This is a genomic window from Paenibacillus castaneae (assembly GCF_002884445.1).
Lineage (GTDB): Bacteria > Bacillota > Bacilli > Paenibacillales > Paenibacillaceae > Pristimantibacillus > Pristimantibacillus castaneae.
The window spans coordinates 5,726,526-5,742,369 of record NZ_KZ614144.1 but is presented as its reverse complement, the minus strand read 5'-3'; the positions used below and the strand labels follow the sequence as shown (position 1 = coordinate 5,742,369).

General features: G+C 47.2%; 15 protein-coding genes. All 15 read left to right on the top strand.

What is annotated here, in order from left to right; all coding sequences use genetic code 11:
* The first annotated feature begins 51 nt into the window (after positions 1–51).
* The 15 genes from glmM to CEF13_RS25645 all read left to right on the top strand — a co-directional run bounded on the left by glmM (position 52) and on the right by CEF13_RS25645 (position 15,735).
* Entirely contained in the window at positions 52–1,392 is a 1,341-nt protein-coding gene (glmM, locus tag CEF13_RS25710) for a phosphoglucosamine mutase (protein WP_102715260.1), read from the top strand.
* A gap of 576 nt (positions 1,393–1,968) precedes the next feature.
* Positions 1,969–3,801 carry a glutamine--fructose-6-phosphate transaminase (isomerizing) gene (gene glmS / locus CEF13_RS25705; RefSeq protein WP_102715258.1) on the top strand — a complete coding sequence of 611 codons (1,833 nt, stop codon included), beginning with the start codon at positions 1,969–1,971 and terminating at the stop codon, positions 3,799–3,801.
* A gap of 379 nt (positions 3,802–4,180) precedes the next feature.
* Positions 4,181–4,585 (top strand): hypothetical protein, encoded by a 405-nt coding sequence (locus CEF13_RS25700; RefSeq protein WP_102715256.1) that lies wholly within the window; start codon positions 4,181–4,183, stop codon positions 4,583–4,585.
* A 177-nt stretch (positions 4,586–4,762) separates the two neighbouring features.
* Positions 4,763–5,245, top strand: a complete 483-nt coding sequence (locus CEF13_RS25695) for a DUF2975 domain-containing protein (RefSeq protein ID WP_102715254.1) — start codon at positions 4,763–4,765, stop codon at positions 5,243–5,245.
* Positions 5,246–5,255: 10 nt separating this feature from the next.
* The gene (locus CEF13_RS25690; RefSeq protein ID WP_004434885.1) at positions 5,256–5,474 is read left to right on the top strand and encodes a helix-turn-helix domain-containing protein; all 219 of its coding nucleotides are present in this window, start codon (positions 5,256–5,258) and stop codon (positions 5,472–5,474) included.
* A gap of 178 nt (positions 5,475–5,652) precedes the next feature.
* The gene (locus CEF13_RS29410) at positions 5,653–5,817 is read left to right on the top strand and encodes an SMI1/KNR4 family protein (protein WP_146022761.1); all 165 of its coding nucleotides are present in this window, start codon (positions 5,653–5,655) and stop codon (positions 5,815–5,817) included.
* Between the two features lie 39 nt (positions 5,818–5,856).
* Entirely contained in the window at positions 5,857–6,153 is a 297-nt protein-coding gene (locus CEF13_RS29405) for an SMI1/KNR4 family protein (RefSeq protein WP_166742923.1), read from the top strand.
* Positions 6,154–6,216: 63 nt separating this feature from the next.
* Positions 6,217–6,429: a DUF3885 domain-containing protein gene (locus CEF13_RS29770; protein WP_424991987.1), complete on the top strand. Its 213-nt coding sequence runs from the start codon at positions 6,217–6,219 to the stop codon at positions 6,427–6,429.
* A gap of 276 nt (positions 6,430–6,705) precedes the next feature.
* Positions 6,706–9,822 (top strand): glycoside hydrolase family 3 C-terminal domain-containing protein, encoded by a 3,117-nt coding sequence (locus tag CEF13_RS25675; RefSeq protein ID WP_102715248.1) that lies wholly within the window; start codon positions 6,706–6,708, stop codon positions 9,820–9,822.
* Positions 9,823–10,348: 526 nt separating this feature from the next.
* Positions 10,349–11,779 carry a right-handed parallel beta-helix repeat-containing protein gene (locus CEF13_RS25670; protein WP_166742920.1) on the top strand — a complete coding sequence of 477 codons (1,431 nt, stop codon included), beginning with the start codon at positions 10,349–10,351 and terminating at the stop codon, positions 11,777–11,779.
* 581 nt (positions 11,780–12,360) lie between these two features.
* Complete coding sequence (locus CEF13_RS25665; protein WP_102715244.1) at positions 12,361–12,603, top strand: transposase; 243 nt, start codon at positions 12,361–12,363, stop codon at positions 12,601–12,603.
* 235 nt (positions 12,604–12,838) lie between these two features.
* Positions 12,839–13,534 carry an ankyrin repeat domain-containing protein gene (locus tag CEF13_RS25660; protein ID WP_244917130.1) on the top strand — a complete coding sequence of 232 codons (696 nt, stop codon included), beginning with the start codon at positions 12,839–12,841 and terminating at the stop codon, positions 13,532–13,534.
* A gap of 169 nt (positions 13,535–13,703) precedes the next feature.
* On the top strand, positions 13,704–14,651 hold the full coding sequence (locus tag CEF13_RS25655; RefSeq protein ID WP_102715240.1) for a helix-turn-helix transcriptional regulator: 948 nt from the start codon (positions 13,704–13,706) through the stop codon (positions 14,649–14,651).
* A gap of 68 nt (positions 14,652–14,719) precedes the next feature.
* Positions 14,720–15,262 (top strand): DinB family protein, encoded by a 543-nt coding sequence (locus CEF13_RS25650; protein ID WP_102716567.1) that lies wholly within the window; start codon positions 14,720–14,722, stop codon positions 15,260–15,262.
* A gap of 38 nt (positions 15,263–15,300) precedes the next feature.
* Entirely contained in the window at positions 15,301–15,735 is a 435-nt protein-coding gene (locus CEF13_RS25645) for an EVE domain-containing protein (protein ID WP_208414708.1), read from the top strand.
* Positions 15,736–15,844 lie beyond the last annotated feature (109 nt).

Here is a 15,844-nt window from a genome sequence, read left to right as displayed (position 1 = left end):
TGAATGTATATAAGAAATAACTAAGCATATAACAAAGGAGCATGTTGAATTATGGGGAAATATTTCGGTACTGACGGGGTGCGCGGTGTAGCTAATCGAGAGCTGACACCAGAGCTAGCTTACAAGATTGGCCGCTGTGGCGGCTATGTTCTAACAAGAAAGGCTAATAAGCCTAAGGTAGTAATCGGCTTGGATACACGTATATCGGGCCCAATGCTGGAATCTGCGTTAATCGCAGGCTTATTATCGATAGGAGCAAGCGTTGTTCGTCTTGGCGTTGTATCAACGCCAGCAGTGGCATACATAACACGCGAACTGAATGCAGACGCGGGTGTTATGATTTCGGCATCGCATAATCCTGTAGAAGATAATGGCATTAAATTTTTCGCTGGAGACGGCTTTAAACTATCGGATGATACGGAACTGGAAATTGAACAACTCATAGATGCAGTTGTCGACGGATTGCCGCGCCCTGAGGGTGGAGATATTGGTGCTGTTTCTAGTGACAAAGGCGCGAAGCAGCGCTATCTGGACTATCTGAAAACGACTATAAAAGGCGATTTCAGCGGACTCAAAATCGTTCTTGACTGCGCGAACGGTTCCGCCTATGAGCTTGCCCCTTCCGTATTCCGCGAGCTTGGAGCGGATATTATTACCGTTGGTGCAGAGCCGGACGGACTTAATATTAATGCAGGCGTTGGTTCAACGCATCCGGAATATTTGACTGAGCAGGTGCTGAAGCACGGAGCAGACTTAGGTCTTTCTTTTGACGGCGACGCAGACCGATTGATTGCCATTGACGAGAAGGGGGAAGAGGTCGACGGAGACTTTATTCTATGTATCATTGGCGACGCGATGAAGCGGGCGGGCAAGCTGAAGGAAGATACGATTGTAACTACCGTCATGGCCAATATCGGCTTCTTCAAAGGGACGGAGCGAATCGGCCTGAAGACAGCACAAACAGCGGTAGGAGATCGTTATGTAATGGAAGAAATGCGCCGCGGCGGCTTCAATCTTGGAGGCGAGCAATCCGGCCACGTTATTTTCCTTGATCATATTACGACTGGCGACGGCATTCTAACTGCTCTTCAGCTTGTAGATACACTGTCAGCTTCCGGTAAAATGCTGAGTGAGCTTAAAGGTCTTATGCGTAAATATCCACAGCAGCTCGTGAACGTACGTGTAGGAGATAAGAGCCTATACCTAGGAAACGTAGCAATTGAGGAAGCGGTACAGCGCGTGGAGCGGGAGCTTGGTGACGAGGGGCGTGTGCTTGTGCGTCCATCAGGCACTGAATCTCTGATTCGTGTTATGGCTGAAGGCCCGGACAAAGAGATGGTAGAGTCATACGTGGCTCAAATCGTCGAAGTGGTGAAAAGCGAGCTAGGCTAATGAAATAAGGGATTTTGTCGAAGACTCTCAGTTCTTGCGGCTGCAGGGTCTTCACCTGTACTTTTTTGGAAGAAGTAAGAGGTATTTTCAAGCAATGGGTTGCGAAGTTTGCAGAAAATGAATATGATAAGAAAAGTGATTCAAGAAGGAAAGCGAGGATCGAGGTTATTTAAGCTAGTTAAGCGCCAGAGCTTGCGTGATAAATGATTTGCTTTAGAGCTGAGTAAGATAAGCTTGAAGCGGGTGTTTATACGGTTAAGCTGACGAGGTGAAGGTGTTCGAAACATTCGGCGGGGACCTTCCGGTATTAGTAAGCCAACCGAGAGCCGTTACGTAAAACGGCCGGGCGACCGGTCATACAATCGTGCGGCAGGCTGCTATATCTTTTATGCAATTAAAGAATTACTCCCAAATGTCCAGGATGCCACCAGTGGGGTGGGCACGGGCAGAGGGGTTACATTTTCCTTTCCGCAATAAATGGGATTAATCTGTGACAACTTCATATTTGCCTGTGCCGCACTTTGGCAGGCATCCGGTTAGGACGGGAAATACACCTTATCGGAGGCCTATTAAATTATGTGTGGAATTGTAGGATATATTGGTAAACGCGACTCGCAGGACATTTTGCTCGAAGGATTGAAGAAGCTGGAGTATCGGGGTTATGATTCCGCCGGTATCGCTGTCTTCACGAAAAACGGGCTTGAAATTACAAAGTCCAAAGGTCGCTTGGCGAATCTTGAAGGCTTGCTCCGCGATGAGCCGCTCGAAGGTTTTGTTGGAATCGGTCATACGCGCTGGGCAACTCACGGTAAGCCGTCTGATGTGAACTCACATCCGCATACCGACAATACAGCTAAATTTTCTGTCGTTCATAACGGCATTATAGAGAACTACCTGCACTTGAAAGAAGAATTGAAGGCGAAAGGGCATATTTTTGTATCGGAGACAGATACAGAAGTGATTTCCCACCTGGTTGCTGACGAATATGACGGCAATATCGTTGAAGCGGTTCAACGCGCAGTTAAACGTATGCGTGGAGCATTCGCTCTTGGCGTATTGACTGAATATGAACCAGATCGTCTAGTTGCGGTTCGATTTGCAAGCCCGCTCGTAATCGGCGTAGGAGAAGGCGAGAACTTTATCGGATCGGATATTCCGGCAATTCTTGAGCATACGCGCAACGTCTATATTTTGAACGACGGCGAAATGGCTGTGCTGACACGTAATAGTGTCGAACTGATGACGACAGAAGGCGAAAGTATTTCCAAGGAAATATTTCATGTCGATTGGGATATTGTAACGGCGGAGAAAGCCGGATTTGATCACTTCATGCTGAAGGAGATCTACGAGCAGCCTAAAGCATACCGCGACACGATGATGAGCCGCATCTCGGAAGATGGCAAATCTGTTGAACTGAAAGAGCTGGGAATGACAGCTGAATATATTAAATCGATTCGTAAGGTGCATATCGTAGCATGTGGTACGGCATACCATGCGGGATTGGTCGGCAAAAGCGTAATTGAGTCGCTTGCACGTATTCCTGTAGAAAATGATGTAGCTTCGGAATACCGCTACCGCTCGCCAATTATTACACCAGACACGCTTGTAATCGTAGTGAGCCAATCCGGTGAAACAGCTGATACGCTCGCAGCATTGCGCGAAGCACAGCGTAATGGCGCTCGTGTACTTGCGATCACAAACGTTGTGGGGAGCTCTGTTGCACGCGAAGCTGATTTCGTGCTTATTACATGGGCTGGCCTTGAAATTGCTGTCGCTTCGACCAAAGCATATACGTCGCAGCTAATCGCGTTCTACTTGTTCGGCCTTCATCTGGCTGGAACATTAGGAACACAAACAGATGCGTATATCGCTGACGTAATTACGGCTATGCACCAGCTGCCTGCACAAGTGGAGAGCATTCTTGAGCAAGCTGGCGAGCTTAAGCAAGTAGCAGAATCTATTTCACACCATAAGCACCTTTTCTTCATCGGACGCGGCGTTGATTATGCAGTAGCGCAGGAAGGCTCGCTGAAGCTGAAGGAAATTTCTTATATTCACTCGGAAGCCTATGCGGCAGGCGAGTTGAAGCACGGAACACTAGCGCTGATTGAAGAGGGCATTCCTGTCATCGCAGTCGTGACACAAGAAGAGCTTTACGAAAAAACACTTAGCAACATTAAAGAAGTGAAAGCGCGCGGCGCACATGTACTCGCAATAGCGAATGCAGGCTCCGAAGAAGAAGTAGCGAAATCTGTCGACGAAATTTTCGCGATTCCGAAAACACTTCCTATCTTAGCGCCAGCACTTGCTGTAGTACCGCTGCAGCTGATCTCTTACTACGCTTCGTTAGCACTGGAGCATGACGTGGATAAGCCAAGAAACTTGGCTAAGAGCGTTACGGTGGAGTAGGGGATTGTTAGTTCAACAAACTATAACGCCCACCATACAAACCATGCACAAAACTTATTAAGTTTAACTACAAGCCGAACTGATTTCAGGTATTTCCTCCTGGTTTCACTCGGCTTTTTCTTTTTCAATCCGATCTCTTCCTCACTTTTTCTCGATCAATATCCCCGTAATCCCTTGCCAGCACTGGATCTATTTCGATTTAATCTAACTGTTTTCATATCTTTGTAGTGTCAGAAGAAAATAAAGTTCTAGACTGAGAAAATAAAGTATTAGAATAACGATGCTTCATTAAGCTAACGGGCAGGATAATGTAATAAATGAATGTAATATATAATATTAAAAAAGTGACGTTTAGGTCGTGAGCAATTGAAACAAATTCATGATTTTGATAAAGACCTATGGTTCATTCTTGAAGAACATTGTAAAGGGCAAGCATTTCATTGTGGGGAATCCGCATACTTTTCATGGGAGAATATCTGCGTATTGCCCACAAAAAGATGTGTTCTTAAATGTTTCGCTTGGGGAAATAGTTGACATGCCTTTAAATACAAAGTATTGGATTAAGGGTTTCTTATCAGGCAATGAACCATCACCTCCAGTCAATGAAGATGGCGATTTTCATCCTCAGGGACACGAAGACAATATTCATTGGGATAAAAGCGTTGCTTTGTTCCATAAAACAGGTTCTTGGTATTCGGGGAAAAGGAATTGTACAATTTGCGGAATAAAATTATTAAATTCGTGGACAGATCTTGAGTGTGAAAATTGTTTAGAAGAGAAATAGTGTTCAACTAACGGGCAGTTTTGTTGAATAAGTTGTAAATTTAACATTTTAAAGTAAGAGCATTTCTTTGTAATGAGAAATGCTTTTTATTTTTATATAAAACGATATTTATTTATCGTAAAACGATAAATTATGTGGTAAAGTAAAAACTGACATTAAATAAGTGAGGTGCAGTTTATGAAACGAGGAAAAACACTCTTTTTGAAAATAGCTGTTATTCTTATTGGAATCCCAATTCTCGCTTTGTGCATATTTTTAGTGCCTAAGATTGGGGATTTTGCTGGAGAATTGTATCCAGAAACGGCTTATATGAAATCTCTTGTTTTAATCGATATGTACGCAGCAGCGATTCCTTTTTACTTTGCTCTGTATCAAGCTTTTAAACTTTTAACCTATATTGATAAGAACCAAGCGTTCTCGGAATTATCTGTAAAAGCTTTAAAGAATATAAAATACTGTGCCATCACAATCAGTACCTTGTACCTGCTAGGTATGCCACTCTACTATCTCATGGGGAAGAGAGTTGACCCTCCAAGTTTCATGCCAATGGGATTGGTCATTATTTTCGCCTCTATGGTGATCGCCGTTTTTGTTGCTGTTCTCCAAAGAATTTTACAAGAAGCTATTAATATAAAATCAGAAAATGATTTAACGGTCTGAGGTGGAGCATATGGCAATTATTATTAATATTGATGTGATGTTAGCAAAACGAAAAATGAGCGTAACGGAGCTTTCGGAGAGGGTTGGAATTACTATGGCGAATCTTTCCATTCTGAAAAATGGGAAAGCAAAAGCGGTTCGTTTTTCAACATTAGAAGCGATATGTAAGACTTTGGATTGTCAGCCAGGTGATATTTTGGAGTACAAAAGCGACGAAGACACTCAATAAAAACAGACAACAAATTTATTTAACTAACGGGAAACGATAGTTGAACAAACATGGAGTAGTTTGCTGCGGCAGCTGCTCCCTTTCTTTGTTAAACTAACGGGCAGTAATGTTACATATTTCGAATAAGGAATACTCTGATAAAATGCTGTTAAATGATCAAAAAAAGGTGCGTATTTACATGGTTCTAACGGGATTTTGGAACGAATCAGATTATTATACAAACCCTATTTCAGTGACAGAAGAAATGGCTCTTGAAGCAGAACGTTCGTTAGGTTTCAAATTGCCAATGGCTTATGTGGAGTTAATTCGTGTAAAAAATGGTGGTACCCCTATTAATACTTGATTCGCTACAACAACACCAACATCTTGGGCAAAAGATCACATCGCTATTGAAGGGATCTATGGGATAGGCGATACAGGGGGGATTGATTCTGAAGAGTTTAGGAGGGGATTTATGATTAGAGAATGGAAATACCCTCCCATTGGGATTGTTATTTACGTATGTCCGTCGGGTGGACATGATGCGGTAATGCTCGATTATCGAGATTGCGGACCAGATAGGGAATCGAAAGTTGTGCACGCTGACCTAGTAACCTCGGAGCATCCTATAATCCCCCTAGCAGAAAACTTTACTGCATTTATTGCTGGTTTAGTACATGAGAATTTGTACCGTAATTGAATTCTAACGGATACTAATGCAATAACAAGGTTGGAAGGTGATGCAGTGAAGTTTCAGGATTATATGCAGTCAAAGCTATATGGAGTGTCATTTGAACCGCCAATATTTTATAACTCCGAGATAAGTATTCGCTTTGAATTGGGTGTTCCATATAGAGATATCGATGACCCAGTATATTTTGAAACCGTTAAAAAACGTTCGAGGCTTTATTTGAGTCTGTATTTTCGTTTGATGATGAATTGTACATTATTAGGACTACATATGAAGCATATTTAAGAACTAGGATAGGAATATAGTAATATATTAAAAACTAGGATAGGAATATAGTTATCTATTAAATAATATTAATTTATACCATTACTATTAACTTCTTCTATTTAACCTCCAAATTTTAGGTCATTAATTCTAAGAATTTGCTAATATAGTCAGTTGAAACTTGACTAGCGTAATTGTTTTTCTCTATAGTGATACACTTAATAGTTAGTAAGGGAGAGATGATATAGCGAATTATTTCAACACTAATAGACAAATAGATGCAAGGGAGAGAATAGGTTGATAAAACGAATTAGTTCAATTTTTTTGACAGCAATGATCTTTATGTCTACGTTAGTAATTCCTGCTTATGCGGAGAACGGTGGAACGGAAGGGACCCGACCCTGGATGAACACCCAGCTCTCTGCTGAGGAGCGCACCGAGCTGCTTCTCAATGAGATGACGATGGAACAGAAAATCCAGCAAATCGCCATCTCGCGCTTCAATGAGAACGACACTGGTGAGACGGTCGTCATCAAGAAGGGCGGTGTTAACAAGTACCAGACCGGCGAATTCGCGCCACAGGGTACACTACCCGGATGTGAGTGGCAGGACACTGGCCGACAAATCCGTGGGATCGAGGAACTGGGTATCCCCACAATTCGCATGACCAACGGTGGTACAGGCGTTAAGGGCGGGTCGTGTGGTAATGACCCGATAGCGACAGGTCTACCGTCCACTGTGGCTATGGCTGCTACATTTGATCGTGAGTTGAACTATGAGGCTGGCCGAATCCTCGGCGAGGAGACACGGGCTTTCGCGCATCACGTGTTGCTCGGACCGGGAATGAACCTCATTCGTCACCCGTACAATGGCCGTAATTATGAGTACTTCAGTGAGGACCCATATCTCACAGGTATCCTAGCTACCGAGCAGGTCAAGGCCATCCAGGCCCAGGGGGTCCAGGCACAGCTTAAGCACTTGGCTGGTAACGAGCAGGAGACCGAGCGGTGGACGATGGGTGTCCAGGTTCCCTCACAGGCCATGAACGAGCTGTACATGCTGCCCTTCGAGATGACCGTCAAGGATGCTGACCCGGCGTCCGCGATGTGCTCTTTCCCCGACGTCAATGGCACCTTCGCCTGTGACAGCTCTGAATTACTCCAAGATGCCCTACGTAACAAATGGGGCTTCGATGGTTACGTCATGAGTGACCGTCGCGCAATTCACGACACGGTGGCTGGCATTAAGGCGGGCATGAATGTCGAGCTCGACTGGGCACCGCAGTACTACACTCAAAAGAAGATCCAAGATGCTCTCGACTCAGGTCAGGTGACTGAGGACGACATCGACAATCTGCTTCGTCCGCGTTACATCAAGATGATCGAGTTTGGCCACATGGATGAGCCTTACGACAAGTTCCTGCCGGAGATTGTCGATCCGATGGCTAATGGCGCTAGCGCACGGAAGATGGCAGAGGAAGGGTCTGTGTTGTTGAAGAACGATAACGGTTTCCTTCCATTGAACGGCGAGCCGAAATCGATCGCTCTGATCGGCGTTGAGTGGTTCGCTGGTGAGGCAAAGTTGTCTCCGCGCTCTGTTCGGGACAGCAACGAAAACGTCGTGACACCTTACACGGTCACTCCACAAGAGGGCCTAGAGAATATCATCAAAGAACTTGGCTACGACACTGAAGTGACGTACAACGATGGCCGTGATCCGGAGGCTGCTGCCAAGTTAGCCGCTGAGTCCGACGTCGTGCTACTTATGATCGGAGATAACCCACATGAGACTGTGGATCGCAAGACACTTGGCTTCCCGGCCATCGACGTCGACGAGAACCCGGACTCAGAGGACTGGGTTGAGCAGGAGCCGATGATCGATGCAGTACTTAAGGCCAACGCGGAGAACACCGCTGTGGTACTGAAGACTTCCGGTACGGTGCTCATGCCGTGGTTGGATGAAGTCCCAGCTGTCCTTTCTGCATGGTTCCCGGGCATGGAGGATGGCAATGCCGTCGCTAACCTGCTTTACGGTAAGGTCAATCCTTCTGGTAAGCTGCCAATGACGTTCGGTGCCACTGAACGTGAAGCTGCCTTTGCGACCGAGGTTCAGTACCCTGGAACCCGTCAAGACACCGGCAAGCCAGGTGGCCCGGGCGCGTACGGTGACGGTTCCGACCAACTCATCGCCCAGTACACCGAGGGCCTCGAGATGGGCTACCGCTGGTACGAGGCCAACAACGTGAAGCCGGTATTCCCATTCGGGTACGGCCTATCGTACACGACCTTCAAGTATGAAGACATTAAAGTGAAGAAGGTCCAAGGTAAAGGTTCGGTGTCCGGTATTGACGTGTCCTTCACGATCACGAACACTGGTGACGCTGCCGGTAAAGAAGCAGCACAGGTCTACCTGACTCTACCGGACGAGGCGGGGCAGCCGTCCAAGCGACTCGTTAACTTCGAGAAGGTTTACCTTGAGCCCGGTAAGAGCCAGAAGGTGACACTGCGGATTAACCAGACCGACTCCAACCATCCGTTCTCCTATTTCATTCCGGAAGACCCGGACAACCTGGCGAATTGGGCTGACGGCGAGTGGGCTACCGTTGACGGAAAGTACCGCGTGCATGTCGGTGGTTCCTCGGCAGACACCCCGCTGGAAAAGGACGTTCCGTTGAACTTCAAACTCAGCAAGGACGACAGCAAGGACAAGGGGAACGGAAACAACGGAAACAACGGAAACAATGGAAACAATGGAAACAATGGAAACAATGGTACTCCTGGGCCTAAACCCGAAAAACCTTTGTTCGATACGAAGATTGTAAATGTAGAGGTTGTTAAGGAGAAAGTAACTAAAGCTCTCGAATCAACTGCTACAGTAGAATTTAAAGACGTGTCGAAAACGAACTGGAGTGCTAATGCGATTGAGCTTGCTGCTAAGATTGGATTCGTGAGAGGATATGCTGATGGTTCTTTCAAGTCGGATGCTAAGGTAACTAGAGCTGAATTCGCTACAATGTTAGTGAAGGCGCTGGGAATCAAACCAAAAGGAGATTCATCATTTGCTGACACAAAAGGGAATTGGGCAGCATACGAGATCAATGCTCTGAAGAGTAATGGTATCATCAATGGTTATACGGATGGAACCTTCAAGCCTGATAATCAAATCTCTAGAGCCGAGATAGTGACTATTCTCTCTAAGGTAATGAACATAAGCAATTCTCCCGGTACCTCTAAATTCAAAGACATATCCGGTAGTTGGGCGGAAGATGCAATCAACAAGTTATCTGCTGCTGGGATTGTCGATGGAAAAGGTGACGGAAAGTTTGATCCTAATTCTACTGCTTCTAGAGCTGAGTCAGTCACTATGATTCTTCGGGTTCTTAATGTTAACTTAGACCTAGGAATCAAGCTGTAAATTAGTTGTATGGTGGATGTCTATAGTATAGGTATCCACCAAGCTTCTTTGAAATGAAATAACTCTTAAATAGTGTAGCTGAATATAGATTCAGCTATAATCTCTCGGAAATCACGAAAATAACGGGAAAGTTGAGCATATTGATAATGCCCGCTTACCTATTAAGGTTAAGGCATCCGACACTATCGATCTGCGGATTGTTTTCGTGGAACTGGTTAACACTTTCTACGATTTGGAAATTAATAGAAACAACAGGAACAATGGAAATATCCCCCCGTTTGTAGGCCTCTGGCCATGGGATGACGTCGGCGACCCGGTAGGGGTTGTCAGGCATCCCGAAGGTAGTGAGCCCGCGGGCTCGGCGAATGAAGCCGATGCCCGCGGGCTCACCGCTTTTCTAAGGCGCCTCCATGGGCGACGAGAGGGACGAAAAGAGTCATGGAAGGACGTGAGAAGTCTGATGAAGAGATCCGTTCGGAACAGCCGGCGAGGTCCGGCGCATTCATGGTGGGTGGCCCTTGTTCTGATGGTCCTCTTGACCGCATGCACCGTCGAGGAATCCGACGGGCCGGTCGGGAACGATGACGCCGTGGGACCCGCCTCGTCTGGGCACGGCGACTGGCAGGCCCCCGGCTTGGTGGACCAGTTCGGCGCGCCGATCGAGGTGCCGACGCCGGGTCCGGCCACGGGCAGGACCCTGGACGTCACGCACTTCGGGGCAGATCCGGATCCGGACTCACACGACGACGCACCAGCCATCCGGGCTGCCCTGGACGCGGCCGAACCGGGTGACGAGGTCGTGCTGCCGGCCGGTACGTATGACCTGCGCTCCACTGACCCGGCCGACGATTCGGCGAACATCGTGTTGCGCAGCGGCGTGGACCTGCGCGGCGAGGGCCAGGAGAGCACCGTGCTGCTGACCTCCCTCGACGGCGAGGATAACAGCCGGGTGATCCGCGGCTCCGGCGTCCACGACGTCATCGTCGCTGACTTCACCATCACCTCCCGTCATGAGGGTCCACTCGGCGACGACCCCGACGACGGCGACGCGAGTGGCGGCCCGATGTACGGGATCCACCTCGGAGCCCACGAAGGGCAGGCCAGCTCCCGGGTCCTGTTGAAGAACCTGGGTATCCGAAGTTTCGAGCGCCACGGCATCTCCGTCAAAGCCAGCCGTGAAGTGACCCTCTCTGGAAACTACATCAGTGGGGCAACTGCCGTCGGCCCCGGCGGACAGGGCTACGGCATCGCTATCGAGGGCTCAGCGGACCAGCACGACCCGGATGCCGCCAACGATTCCCGGCACAACGTCGTCATCGGTAATACCTTCGATGGCAGGCATCTGCGGCACGCCATTCTGCTGCAGTTCCCCACGCACAACAATCTCGTGGCGGAGAACACCATCGTCGGCAGCCTTCTCGACGCTATCGACCTGCACGGCGAGGGTGAATACCTGAACGAGGTCCGGGACAACACGGTCATCGGTGGGCATCAGGCGGGCATCGCGCTGGGTAATTCCGGCGGGTCCAAGAACAAGCACGATGCCTCAGGACCTGGAAACTGGGTGCACTCCAACGACCTGGTTGGAAACCGTCAGGGAGTCCTCGTTATCCTGGGAACTCCTGACACCCTCATCGAGGACAACAGGATTACCGGCGGGGAGGATTCGAAGGCAGGCATCGAGATCCGCAATGCGCCGGGCACGGAGTTGCACGGTAACCACATCACTGGAGGGACTGACGGGTTCTGGGCCATCCGGCTCAGTGAGGACCGCGGTGCTGACGGACGGGGCACAGGAATCCCCTCAGGCATCAGGATCGAGAGCAACGTCATTCGACAGGCTGCCAACGGCATCAGGATCGATGCCGGGGAGGACCTCAGCATGGTCGAAAACGTCATCGACGACATCGACGGAACCGAGCTGAGGGTGGCCGACGGGATCAAGGTGAGCCGGTAGGCCACCTGCAAAAGTGATATTTGTTGATCTCCAGATGATCGGAAATCGAGTCCAACGTAAGAGGATTTGCAAGGCACTACCTTTAATGTAATTATGAGACACAAATATTAATGTAATTGAGTGTTAATGGCACTTTTCTCAGACACCAACTATAATGTCACTGACCATATTGTTAACATCCAACAAACTACAACGCCCACCATACAATCCATGCACAAAGCTTATTAAGTTTAACTACAAGCCGGACTGATTCCAGGTATTTCCTCCTGGTTTCGCTCGGCTTTTTCTTTTTCAATCCGATCTCTTCCTCACTTTTTCTCGATCAATATCCCCGTAATGCTTTTCCAGCACTGGATTTTTTTCGATTTAATCTAGCTGTTTTCATATCTTTGTAGTGTCAGAAGAAAATAAAGTTCTAGACTGAGTTACTTGTAGTAACGTAAATAGAGGATGGTTAGTTCATTATATGAGCTAGTCTCCTCTATTTTTTGTTTAGAAAGAAATAGTAACTATGGCTTTAAAACTTGATATAAATTATTTAATATGTTGAGAGGATAAATGCTTTCGTAGGGAGTGAAGCTGTGAGAGTACAAGAAGCAATTCTTAAAGATAATAAAAAGAGATATTTGCTGTTGGACGAAGTAGGTGTTTCAGTTGTTCCTGTTATTAAGTATTTAAAATACCTCGATCAGACAGGAAAAAGCAACAACACACTGAAGATTTATTGCTACGCATTAAAACAGTACTTCACTTGTCTTGAAGAGCGGAAGATAGATTATAAAGAAGTAGGAGTTAAGGATCTTGCTGTTCCCTCTCCTGTTTGAGCTAAAGTAGGCAGAATTCTTGAGCAACAAGTTGAAGTGACGAAGAAAAAATCTCAGCATAGTGACGTGATACGGTGGCCTTTTTTCAACTAAACGGATAGTCTAACTGAAGAAGGACTACTCGTAGGGCTGGACAAAGAAGTATAACTAATTTTGAAGATTCGTATATTATGATGCTTAAGGAGCGAAAATCATGGAATCAATCAAAAATAACGATCCGATGGTCGTGTCGTTCGTGCGCACCGTTCAAACGGGTGATGTGGATGCATTGCTTCGTCTCCTAGAAGAATTTCCTGACTTGGCCTCAAAGAGAGCCTTAGACAACAAAGGCAGTTCTCGTACTTCTCTGCACATTGTTAGCGATTGGCCGGGATACTTCCCTAACGGTCCCATGATCGTAAAGATACTAATTGCTGCGGGAGCTGACCCAAATGCACCAATAATTGGGGGAAGGCACTCGGAGACCCCATTGCACTGGGCGGCCAGCAGTGACGATGTGGATGTTGCCACTGCGTTAATCGATGGTGGAGCCGACATTGAAGTGCTTGGTGGCTCCATTGCTAATGGTACCCCTTTGGACAATGCAGTGGGTTATGGATGTTGGAACGTTGCGAGACTATTGGTACAGCGGGGTGCGCATGTGGACCAACTTTGGCATGCAGCAGCTCTAGGGATGATGTCTCGCGTAGAGGAACTGATGGGCTCCAATCCGGCACCTGCCGCGGATGACATTACCGAGGCTTTCTGGCATGCGTGCAGTGGAGGCCAACGTCGTGTTGCCGATTATCTCCTCTCCAAAGGAGCCGACATAAATGGGGTCCCTGGTTACACGGATCGCACGCCACTCGATTCGGCTGGCAGTCTCGACACTCGGAGAGATACGTTGGTTTCTTGGCTTAAAAGCAAAGGTGCCAAGTCGTCAAAAGAGTGACTGGCGTAGGTTTTTGCAGATTGGAATCCGCAAACGGGCAGGATACCCTAGTGATATACTTTCATTGGAGGTGCTTGTATTGTTATATGATGACCTCTCTTTTCTCTTGTAAAAAAGCCTGATAATAACAACTCTAGTATAAACAATCTCTCGGAAAAGGGTGCAGTGCATGAACAAAACGGATCGTTTGTTAGCCATAGTGCTTGAGCTGCAGCGTAACGAAGTGTTACGAGCCGAGGATTTAGCCGCTACATTTGAAACAAGCGTGAGAACCATCTACAGGGATATTCAGGCTTTGAGTGAAGCTGGCGTATCCGTGATAGGAGCGCCAGGGCAGGGATATTCCTTAATGGAGGGATATTTCCTGCCGCCAGTCAGTTTCACGGTGGAAGAAGCAGTGACGTTACTCATCGGGACAGATTTTATCGAGCATTGGTTTGATGTTCACTATGGCAGTAAGTCTCGAACTTCAAGAGGGAAGATTGAAGCCATCCTACCGGAACCGATCCGCAGTGAGGCATCCCGGATTCGCAAGAGCTTTCGTTTGCTTACTTCCGTTGAAGATATAGCACGAATACAAGAGAAGGCATACTTGGAAGCGATTCGTCGAGCGATACTGGATGAAAGAAAAATAAGATTCCAATATTCCAAAAGAATTGCCGAGGCTGATGGGAACCGCCAAAGTGTTCGTACGGTTGCTCCTTATGGACTTGTGCTTCATCAAGGGTCATGGGTACTCGTTACACGGTGTGAATTGCGTCAAAACATCCGTCATTTCCGGTTGTCCCGGATGTCGGAGCTTATCGAGCTGGAAGATAGATTTATGTTGCCAGCAGATTTCCTTTTAGATGTATACCAGCCTCCAGACGATCGCGACGTCCGTGTGCGCATATGGGTCCAACCTGACATTGCCGATAAGGTAAGGGAATCGAACAACTTCTATATAGAAACCATAGAGGATCACACGGAAGGGTTGCTGGTGACCTTACGTGTTCGGCAGCCTGAGGAATTGCTGCATTGGGTGCTCGGCTGGGGAGGCGGAGTGGTTGTGCTGGAGCCGGAATCCTTCCGACATCGGGTTAGAAACGAACTGGAAAAAACGTTAAAACGCTACTGACATAATGGTGTCAGTAGCGTTTTTGTATACTTAGAAAAAAAGATGATTAGAGGCGATGAGATATGATGATTACAACAAAGTTAGCATTACAACGATTTGAGGAAACTGCGACACATTATATTCATGAACTGGATCAATTCAGTCTGGAGCAGCTGATGCAAAAGCAAAGTGACAACGAGTGGTCAATCGGACAGATGCTTCAACATCTCATAAGCTCGGCGCTTGATATGCAGCTTCGTAATATTGATCAATGCCTGATGCCAAGCCAAGATCCCATGGTACCTCAAACGGAAAAAACCGAGGTTGGTGTGGCTATATTTTCTCAAGGAAGCTTCCCGCCCATTCGTATTCATGTTCCGCCTTCCCCACAATATACTCCGGAGCAGCCAGAAAGCAAAGAGCAGCTAATTCAAGGCTTGCACTCTGTCATCCAGAGAATGAAGGACATTGAACCTGCCCTTGAAAAAGCGTCCAAACAAAATATAGTGTCCCATCCGAGATTCGGTGGATTGTGTGCGGAGGAATGGTTTCAGCTTGTTGAAATGCACTACCGTCATCATCTTTTGCAGCTGGACCGCTTAAAACAAGGATTGGTACGGGAAGCGACATAAACATTTATTAAAAAAGGAAGGGATTTCGAGGTATGCAAATGGATGAAATAAGCGAGCAAAGCCGCTTCTGGATTGGTGTCGCGTCCGCATCCCATGTGAAGTGTGGAGAGTTGGAGGGATTCGCTCAGCTCTGTCACGGCAAGTCGGCACCTTTACGTAAGATGCGAGCAGGCGATTGGTTGATCTACTATTCCCCGCGAACAGAAATGAGGGAAGGGGCACCACTCCAAGCGTTCACCGCTATCGGCGAAGTGGATGATGATAAAGTCTACGAATATCAGATGTCAGAATCATTTGTGCCATTACGCAGAAATATCCGCTATATTTCATGCTGTGAGGTACAGATTAGAGATCTATTAGAAAAGCTTAGCTTCACTCGCGGGAACCGAAATTGGGGGTATTCCTTTCGCTACGGTCATTTTGAGATCGGTCGGGAGGACTTTTTGACAATTGCCAGTGCGATGCTAAAATGAGCAGATAGAAAGTTCTTAAAACTTGCCGTTATTAATAGCGCGGAGAACCTTACCATAAGAAACGGAGCTGTCGTTGAACAAACGGGAGACGTTAGTTCAATGAAACAGC